Source organism: Leclercia sp. M-A074-M, from assembly GCF_965195605.1.
Classification (GTDB): domain Bacteria; phylum Pseudomonadota; class Gammaproteobacteria; order Enterobacterales; family Enterobacteriaceae; genus Enterobacter.
The window spans coordinates 258498-284610 of record NZ_CBDAHM010000001.1; the positions used below are offsets into that span (position 1 = coordinate 258498).

General features: G+C 55.7%; 26 protein-coding genes. 16 read left to right on the forward strand and 10 right to left on the reverse strand.

Features of this window, described 5'->3' with window-relative positions:
• Window positions 1-29: 29 nt before the first annotated feature.
• Window positions 30-911 carry a LysR substrate-binding domain-containing protein gene (locus ACOKCT_RS01410; RefSeq protein WP_103179004.1) on the forward strand — a complete coding sequence of 294 codons (882 nt, stop codon included), beginning with the start codon at window positions 30-32 and terminating at the stop codon, window positions 909-911.
• Window positions 912-1005: 94 nt separating this feature from the next.
• A complete protein-coding gene (gene leuA / locus ACOKCT_RS01415; RefSeq protein WP_103179003.1) occupies window positions 1006-2682 on the forward strand; it encodes a 2-isopropylmalate synthase in 1677 nt (558 codons plus the stop codon).
• On the opposite strand, the gene ACOKCT_RS01420 is transcribed toward leuA, so the two are convergent.
• The 3 genes from ACOKCT_RS01420 to ACOKCT_RS01430 form a co-directional block, all read right to left on the reverse strand.
• On the reverse strand, window positions 2634-3428 hold the full coding sequence (locus tag ACOKCT_RS01420) for an AraC family transcriptional regulator (RefSeq protein ID WP_103823641.1): 795 nt from the start codon (window positions 3426-3428) through the stop codon (window positions 2634-2636). The two genes, leuA and ACOKCT_RS01420, sit on opposite strands and share 49 nt — an antisense overlap.
• Before the next feature lie 3 nt (window positions 3429-3431).
• A complete protein-coding gene (locus ACOKCT_RS01425) occupies window positions 3432-3995 on the reverse strand; it encodes a YcxB family protein (RefSeq protein WP_231736603.1) in 564 nt (187 codons plus the stop codon).
• A gap of 104 nt (window positions 3996-4099) precedes the next feature.
• Entirely contained in the window at window positions 4100-4456 is a 357-nt protein-coding gene (locus ACOKCT_RS01430; protein ID WP_159339173.1) for a hypothetical protein, read from the reverse strand.
• A gap of 216 nt (window positions 4457-4672) precedes the next feature.
• On the opposite strand from ACOKCT_RS01430, the gene ACOKCT_RS01435 reads away from it, so the two are divergent.
• From ACOKCT_RS01435 to ACOKCT_RS01480, 10 genes are all read left to right on the forward strand, one after another.
• The gene (locus ACOKCT_RS01435) at window positions 4673-5341 is read left to right on the forward strand and encodes a helix-turn-helix transcriptional regulator (protein WP_214421815.1); all 669 of its coding nucleotides are present in this window, start codon (window positions 4673-4675) and stop codon (window positions 5339-5341) included.
• On the forward strand, window positions 5331-6134 hold the full coding sequence (locus tag ACOKCT_RS01440; RefSeq protein ID WP_156654248.1) for a PhzF family phenazine biosynthesis protein: 804 nt from the start codon (window positions 5331-5333) through the stop codon (window positions 6132-6134). The genes ACOKCT_RS01435 and ACOKCT_RS01440 overlap by 11 nt, the downstream gene beginning before the upstream one ends.
• 121 nt (window positions 6135-6255) lie before the next feature.
• Window positions 6256-6594, forward strand: a complete 339-nt coding sequence (locus ACOKCT_RS01445) for a DMT family transporter (RefSeq protein WP_103178998.1) — start codon at window positions 6256-6258, stop codon at window positions 6592-6594.
• A 14-nt stretch (window positions 6595-6608) separates the two neighbouring features.
• Window positions 6609-6932 (forward strand): DMT family transporter, encoded by a 324-nt coding sequence (locus ACOKCT_RS01450; RefSeq protein ID WP_156654247.1) that lies wholly within the window; start codon window positions 6609-6611, stop codon window positions 6930-6932.
• A 12-nt stretch (window positions 6933-6944) separates the two neighbouring features.
• Entirely contained in the window at window positions 6945-9326 is a 2382-nt protein-coding gene (gene cutC, locus ACOKCT_RS01455) for a choline trimethylamine-lyase (RefSeq protein WP_420193083.1), read from the forward strand.
• The gene (locus ACOKCT_RS01460; RefSeq protein ID WP_420193084.1) at window positions 9289-10248 is read left to right on the forward strand and encodes a glycyl-radical enzyme activating protein; all 960 of its coding nucleotides are present in this window, start codon (window positions 9289-9291) and stop codon (window positions 10246-10248) included. Before cutC ends, ACOKCT_RS01460 begins: the two co-directional genes overlap by 38 nt.
• A 191-nt stretch (window positions 10249-10439) precedes the next feature.
• Complete coding sequence (locus ACOKCT_RS01465) at window positions 10440-10658, forward strand: YgdI/YgdR family lipoprotein (protein ID WP_103178994.1); 219 nt, start codon at window positions 10440-10442, stop codon at window positions 10656-10658.
• Window positions 10659-10733: 75 nt separating this feature from the next.
• Window positions 10734-10958: a hypothetical protein gene (locus tag ACOKCT_RS01470; protein ID WP_420193085.1), complete on the forward strand. Its 225-nt coding sequence runs from the start codon at window positions 10734-10736 to the stop codon at window positions 10956-10958.
• 175 nt (window positions 10959-11133) lie between these two features.
• A complete protein-coding gene (locus ACOKCT_RS01475) occupies window positions 11134-12018 on the forward strand; it encodes an SDR family oxidoreductase (protein WP_103178992.1) in 885 nt (294 codons plus the stop codon).
• 288 nt (window positions 12019-12306) lie between these two features.
• Entirely contained in the window at window positions 12307-13296 is a 990-nt protein-coding gene (locus ACOKCT_RS01480) for a hypothetical protein (protein WP_420193086.1), read from the forward strand.
• A gap of 180 nt (window positions 13297-13476) precedes the next feature.
• On the opposite strand, the gene ACOKCT_RS01485 is transcribed toward ACOKCT_RS01480, so the two are convergent.
• From ACOKCT_RS01485 to ACOKCT_RS01495, 3 genes are all read right to left on the reverse strand, one after another.
• Window positions 13477-15408, reverse strand: coding sequence for a putative bifunctional diguanylate cyclase/phosphodiesterase (locus tag ACOKCT_RS01485; RefSeq protein ID WP_420193087.1), 1932 nt, complete (start codon window positions 15406-15408; stop codon window positions 13477-13479).
• A gap of 17 nt (window positions 15409-15425) precedes the next feature.
• Window positions 15426-15920, reverse strand: coding sequence for a molybdopterin-dependent oxidoreductase (locus tag ACOKCT_RS01490; protein WP_103178989.1), 495 nt, complete (start codon window positions 15918-15920; stop codon window positions 15426-15428).
• A 327-nt stretch (window positions 15921-16247) separates the two neighbouring features.
• Window positions 16248-17108, reverse strand: coding sequence for a DMT family transporter (locus ACOKCT_RS01495; protein ID WP_420193088.1), 861 nt, complete (start codon window positions 17106-17108; stop codon window positions 16248-16250).
• Between the two features lie 214 nt (window positions 17109-17322).
• On the opposite strand from ACOKCT_RS01495, the gene ACOKCT_RS01500 reads away from it, so the two are divergent.
• The 4 genes from ACOKCT_RS01500 to ACOKCT_RS01515 all read left to right on the forward strand — a co-directional run bounded on the left by ACOKCT_RS01500 (window position 17323) and on the right by ACOKCT_RS01515 (window position 20536).
• Window positions 17323-18117 carry an SDR family oxidoreductase gene (locus ACOKCT_RS01500; RefSeq protein WP_325940196.1) on the forward strand — a complete coding sequence of 265 codons (795 nt, stop codon included), beginning with the start codon at window positions 17323-17325 and terminating at the stop codon, window positions 18115-18117.
• Window positions 18118-18243: 126 nt separating this feature from the next.
• Complete coding sequence (locus ACOKCT_RS01505; protein WP_325940197.1) at window positions 18244-18810, forward strand: NTP transferase domain-containing protein; 567 nt, start codon at window positions 18244-18246, stop codon at window positions 18808-18810.
• A gap of 92 nt (window positions 18811-18902) precedes the next feature.
• Window positions 18903-19139: a DUF1272 domain-containing protein gene (locus ACOKCT_RS01510; RefSeq protein WP_103178985.1), complete on the forward strand. Its 237-nt coding sequence runs from the start codon at window positions 18903-18905 to the stop codon at window positions 19137-19139.
• Between the two features lie 26 nt (window positions 19140-19165).
• Window positions 19166-20536: a M24 family metallopeptidase gene (locus ACOKCT_RS01515; protein ID WP_420193089.1), complete on the forward strand. Its 1371-nt coding sequence runs from the start codon at window positions 19166-19168 to the stop codon at window positions 20534-20536.
• 66 nt (window positions 20537-20602) lie between these two features.
• Here the strand turns inward: ACOKCT_RS01515 and ampC are convergent, their stop codons facing one another.
• From ampC to ACOKCT_RS01535, 4 genes are all read right to left on the reverse strand, one after another.
• Window positions 20603-21745: a class C beta-lactamase gene (ampC, locus tag ACOKCT_RS01520; protein WP_420193090.1), complete on the reverse strand. Its 1143-nt coding sequence runs from the start codon at window positions 21743-21745 to the stop codon at window positions 20603-20605.
• 97 nt (window positions 21746-21842) lie between these two features.
• Entirely contained in the window at window positions 21843-22907 is a 1065-nt protein-coding gene (locus ACOKCT_RS01525; RefSeq protein WP_159339184.1) for a fimbrial protein, read from the reverse strand.
• Between the two features lie 11 nt (window positions 22908-22918).
• Window positions 22919-25348: a fimbria/pilus outer membrane usher protein gene (locus tag ACOKCT_RS01530; protein WP_420193174.1), complete on the reverse strand. Its 2430-nt coding sequence runs from the start codon at window positions 25346-25348 to the stop codon at window positions 22919-22921.
• A gap of 78 nt (window positions 25349-25426) precedes the next feature.
• Window positions 25427-26089 carry a molecular chaperone gene (locus ACOKCT_RS01535; protein ID WP_263951015.1) on the reverse strand — a complete coding sequence of 221 codons (663 nt, stop codon included), beginning with the start codon at window positions 26087-26089 and terminating at the stop codon, window positions 25427-25429.
• Window positions 26090-26113 lie beyond the last annotated feature (24 nt).

Here is a 26113-nt window from a genome sequence, read left to right on the forward strand (position 1 = left end):
GCACCACCATCCCGTATTTCAGGACATTTATGAACAAGCTCCCTCCGACGCTCGACCTCGATGCGCTGCGCAGTTTTGTCACCGGCATTGAGTGCGGCAGCTTTGCCCTGGCCGCCACCCATCTCTGCCGCTCCACCTCGGCGGTGAGCGCCCAGCTCAAAAAGCTGGAGCAGCAGTGCGGTGCAGAGCTGGTGATGAAAAAGGGCCGTGGCCTGACGCTGACCCGCAACGGAGAGATCGTCATGAGCTACGCCCGCCGCATGCTGGCGCTGAATGACGAGGTGCAGTTTGCGCTGAAAGGCGAGCTGCTGCAGGCGGAGATCCGCATCGGCATGCAGGAGGATTTTGGTGAGTCGCTGATGCCGGGCATTCTGGGCGAATTCAGACGCCACCATCCGGGAGTGCGGATCGTTGCCAGAGTGGATCGCAACCGGGCGCTGCTCAACGCCTTTGACGATCACGCCCTGGATATGGTGCTGCTGTGGCAGAACGAGAGCGAGCCACGCAAGGGACGGTCGATCGGCCAGAGCCAGATGGTGTGGATCCAGCCTCCGGAGATGGAGATCCGTTCCCTGCTTGCCCGGGGCGAGCCCCTGCCGCTGGTGATGTTCGACACCCCCTGCCTGATGCGCACCCACGCCATCGACTGCCTGAACCGGGCGGGCATCCCCTGGCGGGTGGTCTTTGTCAGCCACAGCCTGAGCGGGATCTGGGCGGCGGTGCAGGCCGGGCTCGGCGTGACGCTGCGGACCCGGATCGGGATGCCTGCCAGCCTGCGGGCGGCGGGAAGCGTGCTGCCCACGCCGGGCAGGCTGGGGATCACCCTCGAACAGCACGGCAGCGAGGCAGAACCACGGGCGCAGGCCCTGCTGGCGCAACTGATGGAGCAGGCTCTGCTCGGAGTGAAATAAATGGCGGATCCTCGCCACAGGTTGTCAGTTTTGCGCCAGTACCCTGCTCCGTTCTTCGCCAGGATAAAAACAGAACATCACCTGGAGAACCCCTATGTTGCGCAACCCTTCGCAAAAGTACGTGGCCTATGCCCCCATTTCGTTACCCGACCGTCAGTGGCCTGATAAGAGGCTGACCCACGCCCCGCGCTGGCTCTCAACCGACCTGCGCGACGGCAACCAGGCGCTGGCCGAACCGATGGATATCCCCCGCAAGCTGCGCTTCTGGGAGCAGTTGATCAAATGCGGCTTCAAGGAGATTGAGGTGGCGTTCCCCTCCGCCTCCGAAACGGACTTCCAGTTTGTCCGCCAGCTGATTGAGGAGCAGCGCATCCCGGATGATGTCACCATTCAGGTGCTTACCCAGGCCCGCAGCGATCTGATTGAGCGCACCTTCGCTTCCCTCGACGGGGCAAAACGCGCCACGGTGCATCTCTATAACGCCACTGCGCCGCTGTTCCGCCAGCTGGTCTTTCGCCAGAGCCAGGAGGAGATTGTCCAGCTGGCGGTCAGCGCCACGCGGCAGATACGTGCGCTGTGCGAGACCAACCCGCAGACGCGCTGGACCTATGAGTATTCGCCGGAAACCTTCTGCTTTACCGAACCGGAGTTTGCCCTGCACATCTGCGAGGCGGTGGCGGATGTCTGGGAACCCTCTGCCGAACGGCCCATGATCGTCAACCTGCCTGCCACGGTGGAGGTCAACACCCCCAACGTCTATGCCGATCAGATCGAGTATTTCTGCCGCCACTTCTCCCGTCGGAGCGAGGTCTGCATCAGCGTCCATCCCCATAACGATCGCGGCAGCGGCGTTGCCAGCGCCGAGCTCGCCCTGCTGGCGGGTGCCGACCGGGTGGAAGGTTGCCTGTTCGGTAACGGGGAGCGCACCGGGAACGTCTGTCTGGTGACCCTGGCGATGAATCTCTACAGCCAGGGGATTTCGCCGCAGCTCGATTTCAGCGATATGAAGCAGGTGGTGGAACTTGTGGAACAGTGCAACCAGCTGCCGGTGCATCCCCGCCATCCTTACGCCGGTAAGCTGGCCTTTACCGCCTTCTCTGGCTCGCATCAGGATGCCATTAAAAAAGGGTTTCACGCCCGGGAACAGTCCCTCTCCCCGCGCTGGGAGATGCCCTATCTCCCGGTGGATCCGGAAGATATCGGCTGTAGCTATGAGGCGGTGATCCGCGTTAACAGTCAGTCCGGCAAAAGCGGCGCGGCGTGGATGCTGGAGCAAAATCATGGCCTGGCGCTGCCCCGGGCCCTGCAACAGGACTTTAGCCGCCACGTTCAGGCGCACACCGATCGGGAAGGTACCGAGATGACGCTAAGTGCGTTGTGGCAGCTTTATCGCGAGCTGTATGGGCCGCATCAGCACGCCCCACGGCAGCTGCTGGATTACCGAACCGAAAGCCAGGCCGACGGCGGGCTGCTGCTGTGGGCCCGCGTCCAGACCGTCGACGGGATTGTGATCCTGGAGGGGAACGGCAACGGCCTGCTCTCTGCCGCCGCCAGCGCGATAAAAGCCAGTTTTCATCTGGCCTTCGCCATTGAGGATTATCACGAGCATACCCTCGGCAGGTGCAGCGAAAGCCGCTCGGCGGCCTATATCCGCTGCAGCTTTAAGCAGGGAGCCAGCCGCTGGGGAACGGGCATCGACAACGATGTTTCCCGGGCGTCGCTTCAGGCTTTGCTGAATGCGTTGCCGGAGAGCGCCTCGGGCGGGAAGTAGTCGCTCGGCGCCACGCCGAGCGTGCGGCGGAACATGGCGCTAAAGGCGCTGTGACTCTCATAACCGAGGTCCAGCGCCACCCGTAGCACCGATTGCCCCTGCGCGAGGCGGTTCAGCGCCTCCATCAGCCGCGCCCGGCGCAACCATTCGCTGAAGGCCAGCCCGGTCTGCTGGCGAAAGTGCCGCAGCAGGGTGCGTTCACTAATATTGAGCGTTTTTGCTGCCAGCGCCGTCGTCCATTTTGTTCCCGGCTCGGCCTGGATCTGGCGGCACAGGGCCAGCAGCGCGGGGGCCTGGGGTTCCGGCAGGTTAAACGGCAGCACGCCGATCCCCCTGATTTCATCGAGGATCAGCTCGTAAATGCGCTCCGCCCGGCTGCCCGCGGCGTAGCTTTCCGGCAGTTGCAGCGAGGCGACGATCAGCTCGCGCAGCAGGGTGGAGATTTGCACAACCTGGCAGACTGAGGGTAAATCCGCCCGGGCGAAGGGATCGATAAAGAGCGTCCGGGCCGCCACGTCACCGGTGATCAGCAGCCGGTGCTGCGTCCCGGCAGGCAGCCAGACGCCTCGCCCCGGCGGTACAATCCAGATCCCCTGCCCGGTCTCTACCCGCACCACTCCGCTGAGGGTATGCAGAAGCTGGGCGCAGGTATGGCTGTGCCAGGGCTCCGTTTCACCATGGGTGTAATCATGGGCAAAAGGCACCAGCGGGCGGGTGGCAAAGCTGAACTGCTGTTGGGTTGTCATCGATTATCTATTTTGCGCTATCTGCGCGTTGATAAAGTCAAACACGTCCGCGGCTTCGTTTGCTGAGGCAAATACTCTCTCGGGTATCACCACACAATTATCACTCCGCATATGGATAAAAATAAAACCCCCTTTTCTGTAGCTTTCCTTCACTTTTTCCCAATAGATTTTAACGCTGGCGGTGTTAGTGATATTTTCAATAAAGAAGCGGTTGAGCTTCACTTTCTGTAAAGTCTCCTCGTCTTCCTGCTCAGCCTGCTGCTGCTTTTGCATGACCTTATTCATAACTACATCATAGAGTTTGAACAGCGCCAACCCGACGCCAAACAGCACGAGCAGCGCGATACTGAACATTTTTGCTCTGGCGAGAAAATCACCGTCGGGGGCAGTTTGCAGGCTTAACTGCAACAGGGTGATAAAATTAAATAAGGCCGCCACCGCTAAAACAGAGACCGCAGCCTTATGAATGAGAAAAAGAGAACCGTAAGGTTTGAGGTGTTCTTTTTTATGATCGTTGATGAGCTTGCCCGCTTTAGTACGTTCCAGTGCTGATAATGAATATTCCACAACGATCCTGTTTTTTCTTATCATGCCTCTCCCTCTCTCTTATTCGCGCCTGATTATTTATCCTAACATATTGCCCCATCATTATTAGCGTTTCCCTCAGCTTATTACCCTCTTACACAGGGTTGCATGATGTCATCCAGGGTACGGAGATCTGTTTTTGCCCCGGCAATGAGCGTGATATTGATCTCTTCTGACCCGCGCACATGGTACATATCTACCTGAGCGATCCGCTGCTGCGCTTTGCTGATATCAAAAAAGTTAGGGTTATCCGCCTCAGGATAAATCACCTCAACGCCATAGCCCTCTGCCGACAAGGCATCCCGCATACAGTGGTAGCGCCCCACCAGCCCCGGGTGAGAAGAGACCGAATAGACCTGATACACCGTCGCATCACCAAAGGGATGGATAACACTGCACGCCGTCAGGATACCCGCTAACGCGATAAGTCCAATGATTTTCATACTAGTTCCCACTTTTCAGAGGTTCCCGGGAAGGAAGCCCGCCATCAGTGGCGGTGAATTTACCCCTGCAAAAACCAAAAATCAACTTTTTGTTGATAATTAAACATTATGAGTATAATTTAAGACTGCCAGCCCATTCTCCCCTACAGAGGCGAAGGTTCGGGTGGCAAAGGGTAAACTCGTGGCCCTGACAATGACCCAGACGAAGGAAAAATGATGAAGTCAGAATATGCAGAACAGATTGAGCTAATTTCCGGGCCACTGGAAGCCGCCATGGAGGCGCTGGCGGGTACGCTCTCCGCCAATCAGGAAGCCGTTTTACACAATCTCACCACGCCCGAATGCTCGATTGTCAAAATCATTAACGGGCATGTCAGCGGCAGAGGTAAAGGCGACCACCTGTTATCTGGCCCCGAGAAAGATAAGGGATTTGCCCTGTTGCTCGGTAAAAACGAGGGACGTAAGTCCTTGACGGTTAAAGATTATAAAACCGTGACCGCCTCGGAGAAGATCCTCAACAGCGCCTCCACCATCTACTACAGCGATGACGGCCATCCGCTGATGGCTTTCTGCATTAATGTCGACACCTCGCCGTATGAACACATTCGCAAAAGTCTCGACATCATCATGGCCACCGCGCCTGCCGAAACGGATGCAGCCGATCTCAACCTGGGTGGCCTTGTTGAGCAATCAATTCAGGAAATTATTGAAAAACATACCGTTACCGGAAAGAAAATTCAGAAAACGCAACGCCTTAAAATCGTTGCGGAGATGCGCGATAAAGGCATTTTTAAAATGAGGGGGGGCGTGCAACATGCGGCCCAGGCGCTGGGTGTGACACGTTATACGGTTTATAACGATCTTGAGGTGATGAATGAAAAATAGTTATCCGCAACGCATTCCTTTTTACCAGGTGGATGCTTTCTCTCAGGGGCCGTTTACGGGTAATCCCGCAGCGGTTTGTCTGCTGGAAGCGTGGCCGGAGGATGCGCTGTTACAGCGTATAGCCAGCGAGAATAATCTCTCCGAAACGGCGTTTGTTGTTAAGCAGGGCCACGATTACGCCCTTCGCTGGTTTACCCCTGCCGTTGAAGTCGACCTTTGCGGTCATGCGACGCTTGCCGCAGCCAGTGTGCTTCTGCGCCATGAAGAGTCGGGCAAGACGGTTCGTTTTTCCACCCGCAGCGGTGAGCTGACCGTTACCTCGGATAATGGAAAATTCACGATGGATTTTCCCCTCGTCACCCCCCGCAGGATTGCGGCCCCGGACGGGCTTTTGTCAGCACTTGGCATCGTTGCCGGGGCGACTGAAATCTGGCAGGCCTCCGATCTGATCGTGGTCATGGATGACGAAGCGCAACTCGACGGCTTAACGCCAGATTTCACCGCCCTGGCGAAATTCAACACCCGCGGCGTGGTCGTGACGGCGCCTTCTCGTCAGTTTGATTTTCGCTCCCGCTGGTTTGGGCCCCAGGTGGGCGTCAATGAAGATCCCGTTACCGGCTCGGCGCATACCTTTCTGGCCCCGCTGTGGAGCGATAAGCTGGCGAAAAAAACGCTCCATGCACAACAGGGCGGCAGCCGTAAAGGAGAGTTGATCTGCCATATTAACGATACGGGCCGCGTGACGCTGACGGGCGAAGCCTGTCTGGTCCTTGAGGGGATATTTATTATTTAAACAGAGCTATTTAAAAGTATTCATTTAATTCACCGAGAATAGAATAAGCGGATTAAATTCTGCCCGGCATCCTGTTACCTGAACCAAACACTATTGGTGACTTATAACCAAGGATAATCCAATGACTTTAACCAGGTGCGTTACTGCGCTTATTGCTGCCGTATCCATTGAAATCGTCGCGACAACATTATTATCGCTTTCTGACAGTTTTAAAATTATCTCCGCTGGCGTACTGGCCATTATCTGTTATGGCGTTAGCTACTATTTTTTATCTCTCGCCCTGAGGCGGATTCATATAGGTGTGGCCTATGCTATCTGGTCTGCGGTCGGGATCATTAGTATTACCTTTATACAAACCCGTTACTTTGATTTCACCCTGACACAGGATTCGTGGATAGGTGTGTGCATGGTTATTATTGGCACATTAATTCTCAACCTTGCTATCAAACAAAAAAGATAACAGTGTGGTTTTAAATGGTTAATATATTATTTGGCTTTTTCTGGCTTTTTATTTCCGTCTCAATAGAAGTGATTGCCACCTTAATGCTGCCGCAAACCAATACATTCAAAAATACGCTGATAACGGTTCTCTGCCTGATCTGTTACGCGACAGCCTTTTTTGCCCTGTCGATGCTGATGGGCTGGATTTCACCGGTTGTCGCCTATGCGGCCTGGTCAGGAACCGGCATTGTGATGATTTCACTCCTGAGCAGCATCTTTTATCAACTGCGCAGCAGCGCCCTGGAAAAGGTGGGGATCGGCTGCATCGTCGCCGGACTCATCGTGATTGCGTTTTAAAGGATCGACAGTATGAATAGCAAACCCCTTCCATCGCGTGTGGAACGGCTGCGCGACGCCTTTTTACAGGCGAAGCCCTTTATTTCTGCCCATCGGGCTGTCAGCGTCACCCGGGTTTATCAGGCCAATCCGGGAATGGATAATATTCTGCTCAGGGCGTTAGCGTTTCGTCATGCCTGCGAGAACGCGCCTTTATATGTCGCCGAAAACGAGCTTATCGTCAGCCACCCTGCGGGCGGCGCGCGCGGGGGTGAAGTTTCGCCGGAAATAAGCTGGCGCTGGGTGGCCGACGAGCTGGATAACCTCCCTTTCCGGGCCCAGGATCCTTACCAGATTGACGACGAGACGAAACGTCTCCTGCGGGAAGAGGTATTTCCTTACTGGCAAGGCCGCTCTCTGGATGAGATGGCGGAGACGCAGCTAAAAACCGTCGGGCTGTGGGAGTGGTGTCATGACGATGCGATATGCGACGTCACGATTAAAACCCAAAACGGCGGCGGTGACGCTTGCCCGGGCTACGACAATATTCTGCTGACCAAAGGGATAAAGGGAATACGGGATGAGGCGGCCGCGCACCTGGCCGCCCTCGATCCCGCCACCTCCGACGGCATCGAGGCGTTTAATTTTTATACCGCCGTGCAGCACGCCTGTGACGGCGTGATGGCTTACACCCGGCGCTATGCGCGTTATCTGCGCCAGCTGGCCGGGGCCGAGACCCGCCCCCTTCGCCGGGAAGAACTGCTGCAGATTGCCACGATTTGCGAGCGTGTCCCTGAACATCCTCCGCAGCATTTTTACGATGCCCTGCAGGCTATCTGGTTCGTGCATTCGCTGTTTATGCTGGAAGAGAATCAGACCGGTATCTCCCTTGGCCGCGTCGATCAATATCTCTGGCCGTTGCTGGAGCGCGATCTCAGGGACGGGACCTTAACGCATGCCCAGGCTGAAGAGCTGCTTTGCTGCTGGCTGATTAAGATGGCGGAAACCCTGTGGATTTGCAGCGAATCGACGGCAATGTACTTCGCCGGGTATCAGCCCTTTATCAACCTCGTGGTCGGCGGACAGAAGCGTGAGGGCGGCGATGCCACCAATCCGCTCACGCTGCTCATTATGGACTGCTCCGCGCGATTAAAAATTTATCAACCGGGCCTGGCCGTGCGAATTCACAATCAGTCGCCGCAGTCCTTTATGCGCAAGGTGGTGGATGTGGTGCGCGGCGGAATGGGGTTTCCGGCGTGCCATTTCGATGATGCGCATATTCGCATGATGCTGCATAAAGGGTTCAGCTATGAAGATGGCCGGGACTACTGTCTGATGGGCTGCGTCGAGCCACAGAAAGCGGGGAAAATGTACCAGTGGACCTCCGTGGGTTATACCACCTTCACCGCAGCGATCGAGATGGCGCTGCATAACGGCCGCTCGCGCGCCGGGAAGCAGACAGGCCCCCGCACCGGCGAGGTGTCGCAGTTCCACTGCTATGAAGATGTCAAACGTGCGGTTATGGCCCAGTTATCCGCTATGGTCAGAAAGGCCGCGCAGGTCACGCTCATCGTACAAAAACTGCATGCGGATCATGCCAGAAAACCGCTGATGTCGAGCCTCATCGAGGGCTGTATGGCCACCGCGAAGGATGTCACCCAGGGCGGCGCGTTTCTGAATGCGGGGCCGGGTCTTATCTGGACGGGGCTTGCCGACTTCGTGAACTCTCTGATGGTCATCAGGAGGCTGGTATTTGAAACCTCCCGCTTCACGCTGCAAGAGCTTGTTGACGCGCTCGACCATAATTTTGTCGGTTATGAGGCGCTCCTTACTGCATGCCTGCGGGTGCCGAAATACGGTAACGACATTGCCGACGTGGATGAGATGGCCCGTGAAAGCGTGCACTTTCTGGAAAAGGAGCATCGTCAGTATCGGATGCTGTATGCACCTTTTGCATTCGGCACGCTCTCCATCTCGAACAATACGCCGTTTGGGCTAATAACCGGCGCCCTTCCATCCGGTCGCCTTGCGGGCAAGCCGCTGGCGGATGGAATAAGCCCTGCCCAGCAGACAGATTATCTGGGCCCCACCGCGATCATCAACTCGGTCAGCCGAATCAATGTTGAAGAGATGGATATCGGCATGGTCCATAACATCAAGCTTATGTACGGCATGCTGGAAACGCCGGAAGGGCAAAACAGCCTTATCCATCTGCTGCGGACAGCCAGTATCCTGGGAAATGCCCAGTTGCAGTTCAGCTACCTGGATGATGAAACGCTGCTGAAGGCGCAGCAAAACCCGGCGGAGTACCGCAACCTGATGATCCGTGTCGCAGGATACAGCGCCTTTTTCGTTGAATTAAGTAAAGAGGTGCAGGATGAGATCATCAGCCGAACCACTCAACGTCGCTTCTGAGCCGGCATCCGGCTGGATAACACATATTCAGCGGTTTTCGCTGCATGACGGACCGGGTATTCGCAGCGTTGTGTTTCTGAAAGGCTGCCAGATGCGCTGCCGCTGGTGCGCCAACCCGGAAGGGCTCAACTCTGGCAGCGAGATCTTCTGGCATGCTGAGCGCTGCCTTCACTGTGGAAAATGTGCCCTGCACTGCCCGGCCGGCGTACATCGTTGGGTGGACGGTGTGCACACGCTTGATCGCTCGCGTCAGTGTCAGGGTTGCAGGCGATGCGAAGAGAGCTGCCCGGCTGGTGCACTTAATGTGACAGGGGAAAAACTGACCTCAGAGGCCGTTTTTAACCGCGTCATGGCGGATGAAACCTGGTTTCGTCAATCCGGGGGCGGCATCACCCTCAGCGGGGGTGAAGTGTGCACTCAGCCCGAGTTTGCCAGACAACTCATGCAAAAAATTAGCGCAGAGGATATTCACACGGCAATTGAAACCGCCGGGTACGCCCCTTGGCGCGCCGTAAAACAGATCGCATCGGTTTGCGATCTGATTCTCTTTGACCTGAAAAGCGCCGATGACGAGCAGCATAAACGCTATACCGGAGTGAGTAATAAGATCATCCTGCGTAACCTTGAAAGATTATTGCAGGGAGATCGACAGATCGTTATCCGTATCCCCGTTATTCCAGACTTTAACGATAGCCCCGAACAGGCTGAAAAATTGTTCATGCTGATACATTCCCTGACCTGGCACCGTCCTGCGTTCAAATTTATCGAATTACTTCCCTACCATCGTTTTGGCACCGGGAAATATGCCTTACTTAATAAGGCCTACGAATGGAACGACTCTGCTGCACAAGTAGAAAACTTCTTACAACATACCCACAAATATAACCTACCGGTAAGGGTTTCAGGGGTAATGGTGGGCTAACGAAAAGAGGTAATCATGTTAAATAAACCAGAAAAGAGTTCTGAAAAAAATAGTTTGGTTCTCGAACGCCGCGTCGTTATCGGTACGCTCTTTTTCATGTTCGTGATTTATGCTGCACTGCTTCTGACGCAATTTAACTAGCGTGCGGCATCATTGTGCCTGTGACAGGCTTGAGTAAATAAGGAGTTGTAATGAAGAAAGTTGTGGCTGTCATTAGCCTGGTGCTATTGAGCCTCACCGTCGCCGGATGTTCAAGCGATTATGTTTTACAGAAGAAAAATGGTGAGATGATTATTACTCACGGCAAACCCGAAGTTGATGATGATAATGGCCTCATTACTTATGAAGATATCGCGGGAAATGAACATGCGATCAACCGGGATCAGATTATCCAGATGATAGAGAAATAAGGTAGCACAGCGGGCAGAGGATCGCCGGAAACTCTGCCCTGCTTGCATGCTCGTTCAGGAGAGAGGCTAAAGACGATGAAGAAGATCTTATTTCCCCTCCTCCTGTCATGCGCGTTGTTTATTCATGGCGATTCAGGCGCCCTCCGGCAATATCGCTCGGGCAGCCAAAAGCCGATCCTCCCGGAAGCGAATAAGGTCGTCGTCGATCCGGCAAAAATCAACGCCACACGCAGGCGCTCACCCAAAAAACATCTCAGACGCTTCATTTCCGGTATTACCCGTAAACGACAGCAGAAATAATCTCATCCGCCCTCATGCTAGCAGCCAAAAAAGGGGGCGCGTGTTTAATAGCCTTACAAAGTGAAGATAAAATCAAAAATATATCCAGAAGAAGAATAATCTGAATTATCCCTTCCAGAAAGGTGCGTTCCGTCACAGTGGCTACGCTTTAAATTCATTGATAAAGGAGGTCGGGATGACATCAGGAAACACCACTTCAAAAAACTACCCACAACCCCCGTTTGTGGAACAGCCGCAGCAAATGCCCGGACTGGCGTCAGAGATGAAGCCAATCCCCGATCATGGCGAGACGAGTTATACCGGCTCGGGCAGACTTTCTGGTAAAAAAGCGCTGATTACCGGCGGCGATTCCGGGATTGGTCGCGCGGTGGCGATTGCCTATGCCCGTGAAGGGGCAGACGTGGCCATTGGCTATCTGCCGGAAGAGGAGTCCGATGCGGCAGCCGTTATTGCCCTGATTCAGGCGGAAGGACGCAAAGCCGTCGCGATCCCGGGTGATATTCGGGTGGAGTCGTTCTGTGAGACACTGGTTGAGCGCGCCGTGACGGAGCTCGGCGGGCTCGATATTCTTGTCAACAATGCGGGTAGACAGCAGTTCTGCGAATCCATTGAAGATCTGACCACCGCCGCTTTCGACGCGACCTTCAAAACCAACGTTTATGCCCCCTTCTGGATCACCCGCGCCGCCCTGCGTCACCTGACGGAAGGCGCGGTGATTATCAATACCTCTTCGGTTCAGGCCTTTAAGCCCAGCGAAATCCTGCTCGATTACGCCCAGACCAAAGCCTGTAACGTGGCGTTTACCAAATCACTGGCAAAACAGCTTGGGCCGAAAGGGATCCGCGTGAATGCCGTGGCGCCGGGCCCTTACTGGACGCCGTTGCAGTCAAGCGGTGGTCAGCCGCAGGAGAAGGTGCAGCAGTTCGGGGCAGATACGCCGCTGGGCAGACCGGGTCAGCCCGTGGAGATTGCACCGCTGTATGTTCTGCTGGCATCTGAAGAGTGTTCCTATGCTTCCGGTCAGGTCTGGTGCTCTGACGGCGGTACCGGCGTAGCCTAATTCTGTTGCCTTTATTTTGACGCGCCTGACGACGACAAGACTTATTATAAAATCCGTTATCCGAAGCGGTAACGGATTTTTAAAGCTGAAAAGCCGTCCGGCGCAAAATTATCAACTATTCTTAGATCGTTGATTTTTGTTTTTTATTTCGGTCAGTTTTACAGCCTTCCTCGTTATAAATGACATCATCCGGTCCCTCAAGGGCTTAAACGTTCACGTTGATAATGTTTCCTGTTTTTCAATCAGTTCCTGGTTCCGAACGCAAAGATTAATTAAAGGACAACAGCTATGACTCACATTCATGAACACGCCACGGTTAACACAACCTATCCCGATTCGCGGCTGCCCCTGCCCACAACGAACAGCAGTGCCGTATCATGGGGTGCCATCTTTGCCGGCGCAGCGGCAGCGGCATCCCTGTCGCTAATTTTGCTAATGCTGGGTACCGGGCTGGGCCTGACAACGATTTCACCCTGGGAAAACCGCGGGCTTGACGCCGGCACGGTGGGCATTGCTGCCATCGCCTGGCTGACGTTCACGCAAATCGTGGCGTCTGGCATGGGCGGCTATTTAGCCGGGCGACTGCGTACCAAATGGGTCGATACCCGTACCGATGAAGTCTACTTCCGCGATACTGCCCACGGGTTTTTAACCTGGGCTGTCGCTGCACTGGTTTCTGCGGCGCTGTTTACAAGCACCGTGGGCGCCCTGATTGGTGGCGGCGCTAAAGTCGTGGGTACCGTTGCCGGCGGGGCTGCGACGGCCACAGCAGCTGGCGCGGCGGGTATGGCGAACAGTTCGTCTGAGGCGCCGGGTTCATCCATGGACTATTTTGTGAATTCGATGTTCAGGGCCAGTAACCCTGCCACACCGGCAAACGGTGCTACCGATCCTGCTGATCCAACCGCTGCACCTGCTCCCGCCACGCCAGCCGCACCTGCTGAGCCATTAACGCCTGCGCAGGTAAGTGAAGTGACCGGTATTTTTGCCAACAGCATTACCACCGGTACCTTACCGCCGGAAGATCGTCAGTATGTCGCCCAGCTGATTGCACAAAAGACCGGTATCAGTCAGCAAGAAGCTGAACAGCGTGTACAAACCACCTATGACAAAGCCCAGGCTAAATTAAAAGAAACGAAGGAGAAAGCGCAGCAAGCTGCTGATGCCGCACGTAAAACCACAAGCTATCTGATGCTCTGGACATTTATTGCGCTGCTGGCCGGTGCTTTCGTTGCCAGCCTGTGTGCGACCTTCGGTGGTCGTCAACGTGATTTATAATTCTTAATTAAGCAGGAGGTTTAAAATGCGCTCACTATTACTCTTCTTTTTAGGCGTACCTATTCCAATCATTATCCTGATTGCACTGTTCTTCCATTAATCGCTTTTTAAAACATAAATGCCCTGACGGGCATTTATGTTTTTTTCTTTTTTCACCACGCCTTCATCCGGCCACGCGATTTATCCGTTGCGGATCCTGCCATCGATTCCCGGCTGCGGTTTACCAAAAAGATAACCCTGGGCGAGATCGCAACCCAGCGCCTGGAGACTTTCCAGCTGTTCCTGCGTTTCGACCCCTTCTGCAACCGCCTTCATATTAAGGGACTTCGCCATCCCGGTAATCAGTTTGATGATGGTCAGGGCGTCGTCCTGGTCAGAGATCGAATGGACAAAGGATTTATCGATTTTAATTTTATCGAAGGCGAGCTTGCTCAGCCGCGAAAGGGAAGAATACCCCGTACCAAAATCATCAATGGAGATTTGCACGCCACGGGCTCTGAGCGTGTTGAGGGTATTGAGCGGAGTATCGTTATCGGTAAAGAGAGAGGATTCCGTCACCTCCAGCTCCAGACGATCGGCCGCAAGCCCTGTCTCTTCGAGAATGGAGAGCACGATGCCGGCAAAGGCTTTGCTGCTGAGCTGGATAGGCGAAACATTCACCGAGATTTTTGCCGGAACCGCCCAGGTCGCCGCTTCCCGGCAGGCGAGTTCAAGCACCGATCTTCCCAGTTCATTAATCATGCCTGTCTTTTCCGCAACGGGAATAAAGCTGTCCGGCGACAGAAGCCCCTTTAATGGATGCACCCAGCGAACAAGGGCTTCATAGCTGTAAATTTCCCGGCTGAACGAATCGACAATGGGCTGATAATAAACCACGAATTCTTTATTCGCTAAGGCCATCGCCAGATCGTGCTCAAGGGTTCTGCTCTCCTGCAGCTTTTGTAACATGATCGGCCGGAAGACTTTTATCTGTCCGGGGCCCTCTTTTTTGGCTTCATACAGGGCCAGATCGGCAAATTTATAGAGAAAGTCGGAGCGGCGCTCCGTGTCCGAGATAACAATGCCGACACAGGTGGCGATATTAATGATGGTGTTATAAATGGTGTACGGCTGGTTGATAGAAGCACATATTTTTTGCGCGCGCGAAACGGCGCTGCTCTCTGTCAAACCGCTCGAGAGAAAGGCAAACTCATCCCCGCCTAAGCGATAAAGGGTATCGGTCGTCAGGCTCATGGCAATCAGGCGTTCGGAGATCTGGCGCAGCAGCATATCGCCAACATCATGACAGTAGGTATCATTGATCTCCTTGAAGCGGTCCAGATCAAACAGCATGACGGTCACAGATTCATTATTTTTTTCCGCCACCTGAATGATTTTCTTTATATTTTCCCAGAAAAACTGGCGGTTATTCATGCCTGTCAACGAGTCATGGTAAACGTCATATTCCAGCTGTGTATTCTGGATTTGCAGTTTCTCCTTAGATTTTTGCAGCTCTTCAGCAAGGCTTTTGACCTGAAGATGCGCCGTCAGAATATTTCTGTTCTGGAAGAATATCAGCACGCCAAGAATGGCACTCAAAATGATTAACAGTAGAGAAGCCGCTGAATAAATATAATATAACGTTTGTATTTTGAGATTAGCTTTATTGATCGAGTTAATATCATTGTCTAACGCACTGGATGACAGGCGGCTTAAGGGGGCATCAAGCAGGTGCATTTTAATCAGGTAGGTCTGGAGCGCTGGACGGTCCATTTTCTCAAGGTTAGCGTCCAGATCTTTGAGAATATTTTCTATATTTACCGCCAGTTCATGGTGCGCTTTATTGCTGGCAATATAGCGCCCCAAATCACCCTCTTTCATTAAACCGCTCTGGCTGAGCATAATGTCAAGACGCAGGCGCACGTCGTCAATCGTCAAAGCGTCAATACCGTTGGCGTAAAGACCGAGCGTTGATTCGAATCGATAAAATTCTGATACCAGCTGAGCTGCGGACCATGAGTCCGTATAGTGCGTCAGTTTTTGTAACTCTTGTTGCCTCTCGTGCACAAGGAAAGAGATATATCCCGTAGAGATAAAAAGGAAAAAAATGATGCCCGCCAGTATCCTGTTCATGTTGCGCTTCTGAACTCCTACTCAATATTCATTTTGCTGACCTGCCATGCCGATCGTGAATAATAAATTTGATTATTCAGTTCGTGCAGACTGTCATAGGGATACACAATGAATAACGGGCCTTTGTCACGGATACGCATGTATTCACCGTTGACTTTCAAGGCAAGGATAACGTTGTATTTTTTAAAATCACTGAGCGGGATAACGGTGGTGTAGTCATTGAGCGCAATGACCTTAGCAACGGTGCCTTTTGCCCCAACGTAATCCATAAGCTTTTGCAGCGGCACGCCCGTAAAGGTTGTGCGCCCATTATACCAGGGTGAAGTAGTCTGGAAACTGACCATCCCGAGTTTCTCAAGGCTGGCGACATCGAAAACGGCTTTCCCGTCTTCGTTTGTATTTTGTATATTACCGGACAGGGTTAAAAGGGCTTTACCGGCGGGTTTGGGCAGTTCACCTGCCCAGGCATGGGTGGCAACCACAACGCTTAAGAACATGACAATAAACCGCATACTAACCTCACCTATCTGCCGGATATGAAAGAATTATAATTTAGTTAACGTGCTATTAATATATGCTCCTTGCCTATTATTGCAGCAACAAAACCGTTTATACAATAAATCATTAAAATCAATAAGTTAAATTTTCCTTCTTATAAAAATGATTAACTAAAGTCTGTACATTTATTTCATTTAGAGCAAATTTTATTGAATCTGTACAAAAAATAATCTACCCACTTATATAATGCAATTAAACACACAAGAATATAAAGGTTTTATTTTTTATCCCTGCTCAGTAGAAGCGAGATGACAGCGGGAGAATGATGACCTCCTTCCCGTTCAGAAACCGTTTTTTTCCGGCTGCTGCCGCTTCTTGTTATCAGCGGCGATAACCAGTGCTATTCCGGCCAGCACCGCCAGCGTGCAAAGCAACATCCGCAGATCCGGTACCTCACCAAGAAATAACACGCCGCATGCCGCCGCGATACACGGAACGCTCAGCTGCAGGGTGCTGGCGGTTGCTGAAGAGAGCGTGGTGACCAGGGCATACCAGAGCACGTAGGCAACGCCAGATGCCAGCCCGCCAGAAAGCAGGGCCAGGATAATGCCGCTGGTGTCAATATGGACTGGCACCTGTCGTACCAGGCTCAGGAGGAGAATAACCGGCAGGCTGAGGATGAAATTACCGCTCGTTGTTCCCGCCGCAGCCTGGATATTTTTGCCGCGCAGCGAATAGGCGCCCCACGCGAAGCCAGAGGCTACCATCGTAATGGCCGCCGCAAGCGGAGGCGCGGTCGCCCCAGGAAGCAGTAATGTAATAATGCCCCCTACGGCAATGAGTATCCCGCAGGCCTTATAGCCGCTCAGTCTCTCGCCTTTTACCACGCTCCAGCCGATCATACAGACCTGGACTGCGCCAAACAGCAGCAATGCGCCTGTCGCCGTATTGAGCTGAACATACGCCAGCGAGAAAAACAGGACATAGGCGCACAACAGCAGGGCGTCGATAATTTTCCAGCGTATCTCTTGCAGCCTTCCCCGCGCCAGATGCCAGACAAACAGCACTGCCGCTCCCCCCAGTAATCTCAACATGCTGAAGGTTTCAGGATCGGCATGGCCGTTCTTCAGGGCTACGCGGCAAAGAATGGAGTTCGCTGCAAATGCAGTTAAGACAAAGAGAACCAGCAACAGCTTTTTCATACCCTTCCTGAGAGAGACCGTTCCGGACCGACGGTGGGATCGTGAGTTTGTCTATTTACTTTACTGTAAAACCGCACTTTTGCGGACGCGCATCTCCACCGCCCAACGCAGGGATCAAAAAATTTCGCTGACTTGGTTGCATAATAAAACCAAATGGCGCACAGTTTATTTAGTTTCATATTAAAACCACTATCTCCCATTATGAGGTACGACAATGACTACGCAACGTTCAACAGCTTTAATTACAGGTGCATCTTCCGGCATTGGCGCGGTCTACGCCGACCGTCTCGCCGCTCGCGGTTACGATCTGGTGCTGGTGGCCCGTCGGGAGGCGCGTCTGCTGGCGCTGGCGGAACAGCTCAGGCAGCGCTATGGGGTAAAGGTCACCCCCCTGACGGCGGATCTTACCGATGAAAGCGGGATCCGCGCCGTGGAAGAGATGTTGCGCAACAACGCCGCTATCGACACCCTGATCAACAATGCCGGTACTGCGCAGATGGCGCCGTTCCTCGCGGGAGACGTGGCGCAGCATCAGGCGATCAATATGCTCAACACCACCGCGCTGATGCGTCTCACTTATGCCCTGCTGCCGCGTCTGGCGCAAAACAACCGCGGTACCCTGATTAATATCGCCTCGGTATTGTCGATCCATGCCCGGGCGGGCAGCGCGCTCTACAGCGCCACCAAAGCCTGGGTGCTGAATTTTACGCGCGGATTACAGGAGGAGTTTGCCGACAGCCAGGTGCGTATCCAGGCGGTATTGCCCGCAGCCACGGCCACGGAGATTTGGGAGCTGTCCGGCATCAGCGCCGACGATCTGCCCGCCGGGTCGGTGATGACCACCGACAATATGGTGGATGCGGCGCTGGCGGGGCTCGACCAGGGTGAGCTGATCACTATCCCGCCGATGCACGATGAAGCCCTGTGGACGCGCTACGAAGAGGCGCGCCTGGCGCTGTTTGCCAGCGCCCGCACCGGCGAACCCGCCCCCCGCTACCTGACGCGCTGAGGATTGCGCGGATCGCCCCTCTGGCTCAGAGGGGCGTTTTAGCAGGCGACGGTCAGCGCGTTAAATCCCGAAATTTGCGGTATATTTTCTCTTTACCTTCTCTCATGTTGATAAAGGGATAAGACAATGCCGGTCGACTGTATTATTACTGCCGCAGGACTCTCCTCCCGCATGGGGACGTGGAAAATGATGTTACCCTGGCGCGAGGGAACCCTTCTGGATGCCAGTATCAACAACGCCCTGCAGTTTTGCTCGCGCATTATTCTCGTCACCGGTTTTCGCGCCCAGGAGCTACAGGCGCGATATCAGCACCGGGAAAATGTCACCCTGGTTCATAATCCCGATTATGAAAACGGACTGGTCAGTTCGGTGATAACCGGTGCCCGGGCGGTGAGCACGGATTACTGTTTTATTACCCCCGGCGATCTGCCCTGCCTGGACGGGGAGATTTACCGCCAACTTTGGGCATTACGCACCGGGGGGGCGATCCTGCCGCACTATCACGGTACGCCCGGCCACCCTGTTTTGATTGATCGCGCCAGCCTGCAACAGGCGATCTCCCGTCCGGCTATCCGCAGCATGCGCCAGGCCCTGATGGAGGGTAAACACCAGTGCGTGGCCCTCGATCGCCCGGAAATTATTGTTGATATCGATACTCCTGACGATTTCAGAAGCGTGCAACAGGAGAGTTAACACTTCCCGCGTCACGTTACTATTATGCTGTCGCGGCTTTTTTTACTCTCTGGCATAGTAAAAAAGGCCACTAACCCAACAGGATAAGAACCATGCTTGAACTCCGCCCGAACTGCGAATGGTGCGATCGTGACCTGCCTCCTGATGATCTGGACGCGCGGATCTGCTCCTTTGAGTGCACCTTCTGCGCGACCTGTGCCGACACCCACCTTAACCATCGCTGCCCTAACTGCCAGGGGGAGCTGGTGCGCCGCCCGGTGCGTCCGGCAAATAAGCTGATGAATGCGCCTGCCTCCACCGTGCGGGTTCATGCGCAAAAAAGCGCCTGACCCGCCTTCTGACGAAGAGAGAAATCATGATCCAGCTGCAGACCATTCCTGCTCCGCGTACTTTCACCGATGTGGCTCCGGTATTGCTTACCGATGCCACCCTGCTTGAGCGCAAAAACAGGGTGCTGGCCCGCATCAACGAGGCGGGCTATGATGCCCTGGTGATCTATGCCGACAAAGAACACGGCAGCAACTTTGAGTATCTGACCGGGTTTGTGCCGCGCTTTGAGGAGGGTCTGCTGATTCTGGAAAAGAGCGGCGCGGCGACGGCGATCCTCGGCAATGAAAATCTCAAGATGGCCCGCCATTCCCGCATTCCGGTTACCCTCAAACACTGCCCATATTTCTCGCTGCCCAATCAGCCGATGGATAATGAAACCTCGCTGGAGTCGCTGTTTCGCGAAGCGGGTCTGCATGCATATGACCGAATCGGGGTGGTGGGCTGGAAGATGTTTACCGCAGCCGGAGCGGATAACAGGCAGCTTTTCGATCTCCCTTATTTTATCGTCGAGGCGCTGAAAAACAGCACCGATGCGACGCTTGAGAACGCCACACACCTGTTTATCGGCGGCGAAAACGGCGCCCGCATCACCAACAACGAGAATGAAATCGCGCATTATGAATATGGCGCGAACCTGGCCTCGACCTGCATGCTGAACGCCATGGACGCAGTGGAGCCGGGGATCCGCGAAACCGAGCTGGGGGCACGGCTGGCGGCAGAGGGGCAGTATCAGACGGTGGTGACCATTGCCGCCGCCGGGCAGCGCTTTGAGAAGGCAAACTTCTACCCCACCTATAAAAAGCTGGTACGCGGGCAGCCGCTGTCGCTGACCACCGGGTTTAAGGGTGGGCTGTCCAGCCGGACCGGATTTGTGATTGCTGACGAGAGCGAGCTGCCGGACGGCCAGAAAGATTATCTGGATCGGGTGGCGAAACCCTATTTTGCCGCCATCGCCAGCTGGCTTGAGCAGATTAAAATCGGCATGCCGGGCGGCGGGCTGTATGCCCATATCGAACAGGTGCTCAATAAAGCGCAGTATGGCTGGCATCTTAATCCCGGGCACCTTAGCGCCGACGAGGAGTGGATGTCCTCCCCCATCTACCCGGGCTCTGCCGAGACGCTAAAAAGCGGCATGATCCTGCAACTCGATATCATCCCCTCTGTTTCCGGCTATACCGGCGTGAGCGCTGAGGAGAGCGTCGCTCTGGCGGACCAGGCCTTGCAGGAGAAAATTCAGGCGGCGTACCCGGAACTGTGGGCGCGGATTGCCAGCCGCCGGGCATACATTCGCGAGGTGTTAAACATTAATCTGGCGGATGAGGTGATCCCGCTGTCGAATACCGTGGGTTATCTGCGTCCGTTCCTGCTGGCAAAGGAGATGGCGTTTACCTGTTGAAGTTTGTTTCTGCCACTTTACAGGCCCGGCAGCGCTACGCTTGCCGGGCCTTTCAGGGCAGAAACCTTACTGCAATGCTGCAAGAATGCGGTACGCAGCCTTGACCCGCTCGCTGTTGGGGTAACTTTTATTCGCCAGCATCACAATGCCGAGGTTCTTCTCCGGGATAAAGGCGATGTAGCTGCCAAATCCGCCGGTCGAGCCGGTTTTATGTACCCATGAGGCTTGCACCGGCGGCTGTGGAGGCGCGATAGCCGTGGCATCGTGGGCAGCCAGGGCATATTTATTATCCGCCCCCTGCTCCAACGTCCGGGAGGAGACCGGCCAGTTGAGCATCTCCCAGCCCAGCACCTGATACATCTCGCCTACCTGCCAGTAGCGTGACTGGGCAATCGCCACCCCTTTCTTCAATGAGGCATCTTTAATGCTGTCCGGTTGCAGGTTGGCCTGTAGCCAGCCTGCCATATCCACGATGGAGGTTTTTACCCCGTAGGCTTCGGCATCGAGCATCCCTGGCGAGACGTGCACCGCCTTACTGTCCCGGTAGCCCCAGGCATAATTCGCCTGTTCGCTTGCCGGTACGGTTACCCAGGTGTGGCTCAGCTTCAGCGGTTCCAGCACCCGGCGGGTGAGCGCCTGCTCGAAACTCATCTTTGAGGGCTTGACCGCCAGGGCGCCGAACAGGCCGATGCTGGCGTTGGCGTAGAGGCGTTTAGAACCCGGCGTCCATGCTGGCTGCCAGGTCTGATAGTACGTTTGCAGCGCTGCGGCATCGGTCACGTTCTCCGGCACCTGGAGCGGGAGTCCCCCTGCGGTGTAGGTCGCCAGATGGAGGAGGCTGATGCCCTGCCACTGCTTGCCTGACAGCGCGGGCCAGTAGTTGCTGGCCGGATCGTTGAGGGCAATCTCCCCGCGCGCCACCGCATCGCCGCCGAGCACCCCGGTAAAGGTTTTGCTTACCGAGCCCAGCTCAAACAAGGTTTGCCGGGTGACGGGCTTTTTCCCGGCGACATCCGCCAGCCCTTGCGTGAAGAAATAGGTCTGGCCCTTATAGATGACCGCAACGGCCATGCCTGGGATCGACTGGTCGTGCATCAACGCGGTCATGGTGGGGTTCACCGCCTCCGCGACCAGCGCCTCCTCCGGGGTGGCGGCGAGAGCGGAACCAGACAGGCAAACGAGGAGCATACAGAGCAGGGATTTTTTCATCGTTATGATCTTTAGCGAAAAGTGAGAGCGCTATTTTGCAGGCCTGACGGGAAGATGTAAAACGGGCACGCGTGAACCGACGCCCGTTCGCAGAAGGCTAGTTATACTCCAGCGCAAAGGTGGCAGTGGTGTTTGCCCACCCCGCCGTCACGGTCGGGTCAGTCTGTACCAGCTGGGCAACAAAGTGGAAAGGCTGGGCGCTGGCGGCATTTGTCGCGGTCACCTGTCCCAGACCCGGCAGGTTTCCGGCCTCGTTGATGTGCAGGGCAGTGCCCGCGACCGGCGCACTGGCGCCATTATTGCCGTAGCTCAGCCTGACCCCCACGCCGCTGGCGCTCGACGGCGACGGGGTAATGGCCAGCGTATCGGTGATGCCGGTGGCGGCTGGCGTGCCAAAAAAGCCAATTTTGATCTGCGCTGGCTGCGAACAATAGACCGGAATGGTCAATCTCTTCGCCGTCCCCGCCGTCTGCCCCACCCCTTTAAAATCGGCGCGGTTAACCTTGCCTAAATCGACAAAAATGGTCGGGGTGGTGACATTACAACTGCCCACCGCGCCGATATCCACGTTCATCGCCGTCAGGTCGGCGCTGATGGGCGTGCCGGTTGTGCCTGAGCCGGGAATATCGACATAGAGTTTACCGACCGCCCCCAACGGCGAAGCGTTGGTGTGGTTGCCGCTGACGAGGCTGACGTCACCGGTTTTAAAGAAGGTGATAAACGCCTTCACCACGATATGTTCCTGGTGCAGCAGCGCGGGGTTTTCGCTGCTGTTACAGACCTGCGTCTCATGCATACCGGAGCCGTCCAGGTAGTGGATCGGCCCGCCGCTACACTGGAAGCCCAGGGCATAGCCGATACCCGGAATGGCCGACTCAAACACCATTCGGCCATTGATAAAGGTCTCATTCCCGGTGCGCTCCTGTTCATATTTCACCGCTATCGCCCCGGCCTGCCGGGCCTCCTGATCGCAGCTAAAACGAAACCCGCTGCCGCTGTCGGCCATGATGCTGGTCATCTGGGTGTTGTTACGCAGCGAAGGGAGATACTTGATGTTCTGAACGTTGATGGTCATCTGGCCGGTATCGCCATTGCAGGCTGCCGCCCATACGCCAGGGCTGAACAGCCCGGCAACCGTCAAAAGTAAACAGACTAACCGCATGGTTAATATCCTCATTGTGATAAACAGGCTGCCTCGATACGCTTCACCGCATCCGGCTGGTCGGCGGCGATGTGGAAAGGCAGCGTGCAGCGGTGGGCTTCCCCTTTGTCATTCCAGTTCACCTCCAGGGTGCCGGTATCCGGAATACCGCTCAGGTAGACCATTCCGCCGTCGGCCACCATGCCGGTGGCGGCATTGCGATCGCCAACCAGCTGGGCGCTGGCGCCAAACGGCACTGGCCCCGACTGGTCATGCAGGGTAAACAGCACGCGATGGCCGATATGGGTCCGGAAGTTTGCCTCGACCACCGCCCCACCGCCGGGGATCACCGTCGCGCCGAACTGCTCGACGTCGGTGTCGCTGGTCATCGATTCGGTATCAAGGGTAATGACGTTTTTGTGCCAGGCCGTCAGCGCAGGCACCACCGCGTAGCCCCGCCAGTCGGTATGAACGTTGCTGCCGTTCTCAACAGCCACGTTGACCGCCCCCGGCGCACGCACGATGGCAAAGCTGTCCCCCAGACTCTGCCCCAATGTGATGCCATGCGGGTGCGCAACGATGGAGCCCGACGCTCCCCAGGTGAGCTGGCTGCTGTCGCGATCGTGTCGGTAACCCAGCTGCGCCTGCCCATAGCCGCCGTGGTAGTCGAGGGATGCGCCGCTGTTACTCCCCTGCCCCTGGCTGGCGTAGCCCTGCTGCACGGCGTAGTAAAGATTCGGGCTCTTCGGCACCGAGCCATACATCGACACCTGGTGCGAGGTATAGCCGCGATTATCCGACGAGGTGGTGTAGCTCACTGAACTGCTGGCAAGCGAACCACCCAGCGGAATGGTGATATTGAAGGACCAGGAGCGATCGGGATTATTGTGTCCGCTGGACTGGGTATAGTAGTAGCCCAGCCCCCAGGAGATCCCTTTCCAGGCGCTGTAAAAGCCGGCATGGAGCGTTTTGTCGCTGCTCTGGTTGTGCCAGTAGTCCTGAACGTAAGCGGACAACGACAGGTTCCCCACCTCGCCGAGGGTCTGGCTGATGGCAACCTCTTCCCGGGTGCGTTTGTTATCCACCAGCCCGTAACGTTGCTCCAGCCTCATCGCCTCACTGAAGTCGTAAAACCCGCTGGAGGAGTAGCGGTAGCTGGCGAGGCTGAACGAGGTGCCCGCCCGGGCAAAACTTTTCTGATACTGCGCCCGCAGGGAGTGGCCGCGGTAGCGCTTGCCGGAGGGGGTTGTGGTGTCTGCCAGCGTCACGTCGGTACCCAGCGAGCCCAGCTTCCCTAAGCTATGCCCCACCCCGAGGGCCAGCGCGTAATAATCATCGGCCAGTTGCGTGCCGCCAGACAGGGTAAAGGCTGCCGGTAAACCGTAAAACAGCGTGCTCTGGATAAACGCCGGGGTGCGGCTCTCATCGTGGCCTGGGTGAAAGCGCCCGGCGCTGAGGCTGTATTTTACCCGCTCCTCCCGCAGCATAAACGGCACGGACGAGAACGGCTGGGTAAAGGTGCGCTCCGAACCGTCGCTCTCCTTCACGTTGACCTCCAGGTCGCCGCTCTGCGCGGTCGGATAGAGATCCTTAATGGCAAACGCCCCCGGGGAGACGTAGGTTTCGTAGATCACATAGCCATGCTGGGAGATGGTCACTTTGGCGTTACTGTGGGCGACGCCGCGGATCACCGGAGCAAAACCGCGCAGGCTGTCCGGGAGCATCTCTTCATTTGACATCAGCTGGACGCCGCGAAACTGCACGCTGTCGAACACCTCCCCGCTGGTGTAGGTATCCCCAATCCGCAGCTGGCTTTTCAGCGGGGCGACGTCCCGTTGCAGGTATGTACTGAGCGACTGCAAGCGCCGGGTGGAGTCGTACTGCATGGACGAGGTGTTGCGCAGCCGCCACGGCCCGAGGTTCACCCCGCTGCGCAGGTTGAGGAAGGTGGAGCGCCCGTTATGGGTGGATTGCCCGGTTTGCGCGCCGGAGAGCGTGTAGTCGACAAAGGCCGCCGGTATCCCCTCATCCCAGCGTGCGGGATCAATATACCCCTCGCGCTGAACGTTCATTGCCGCCTGGGGAATACTCAGGTTCAGCCGCTGGGTCGGGAAGTCGAACCGGCTGCTGGCATCCGGGATGTACTGGCCGATACGGGTGAAGGTTTCCCCGTCGTGCAGGCGTTCAAATGAGGAGAACGCGCTAACGTTGACGCCATATTCCGCCAGCTGGGCCGCCGTCAGCACTGGCACAAGGGTGCCATTCTCCTCCACGAAGGTAATGTTGCCTTCACTGACCTGCTGGTCATTGACCCAGATGGTGACCGGCCAGGTGCCGGGCTGCTGCCCGCCTGCGGTGGCAAAATAGTGCAGATCGGCGGTTTTTTGCTGCGCTGAGCTCAGTTCCAGCGCCGCCGGATCGAAGTAATCTTCTGCCCGCACCACCCCGGGCCTCGAGATCATCAACAGCGCAGTGGGGAGCGTTGCCAGCAGTAACGCACCGTCGCGGTGTGAAGTGTTCTTTTTCACCTTCGCCCCCGGTTACTGCTGCGCGGCGTCAGTGATACCGCCAGAGTCGTTAATGGCGCGCCACGTCACCTGCCCGCTGCCGACACCCGTCCACGTCTGGCTGCTCTGAGGCGCGATCATGCCCGGTTCGGGGATCGCTTTGCCACCAACCGTCAGGCTGTAGAGGGAGACATAAAACGGCGTCGGGTTATGGGCCACCAGCCGGTTACCCTGTCGGGTAAAGGTCAGCTTCTGCCAGGCGTCTTTGGCCTCGCCCAGCCCTTTTGGCCGCCAGAAGAGCTTGAACTTCGATTTCACGTTGATCTGGAGCTTGTTGGACGCCGCTTTTTGCGTCGGGGCGATGTTTTTCACGCACAGCCAGTACACTGACTCCCGGTCTGTAGGCAATGCGCCCCCGGTGAAGCTGATCCGCAGGACGTTCTCCTGCTCAGGATCGAGGCGAAAGAGCGGCGGCGTAACCACAAAAGGCACCGGGCGTTTATCGTCTGCGGCCTGGTTTTCAACCCACGACTGCACCAGGTAGGGAACGCGGGTATCCATGTTCGTCACCGTAATGGTGGCTTCGCGTTTTCCTTCCTCATAGATCACGCGGGTTCCGCCCATCACTACCCCGGCCTGAGCGGTGGCGCAGACCAGAAGAAAAGCGGTCATCACAGCGGCAAGAAGCTGTTTCATCGTGCAGATACCATTGGACAAAAA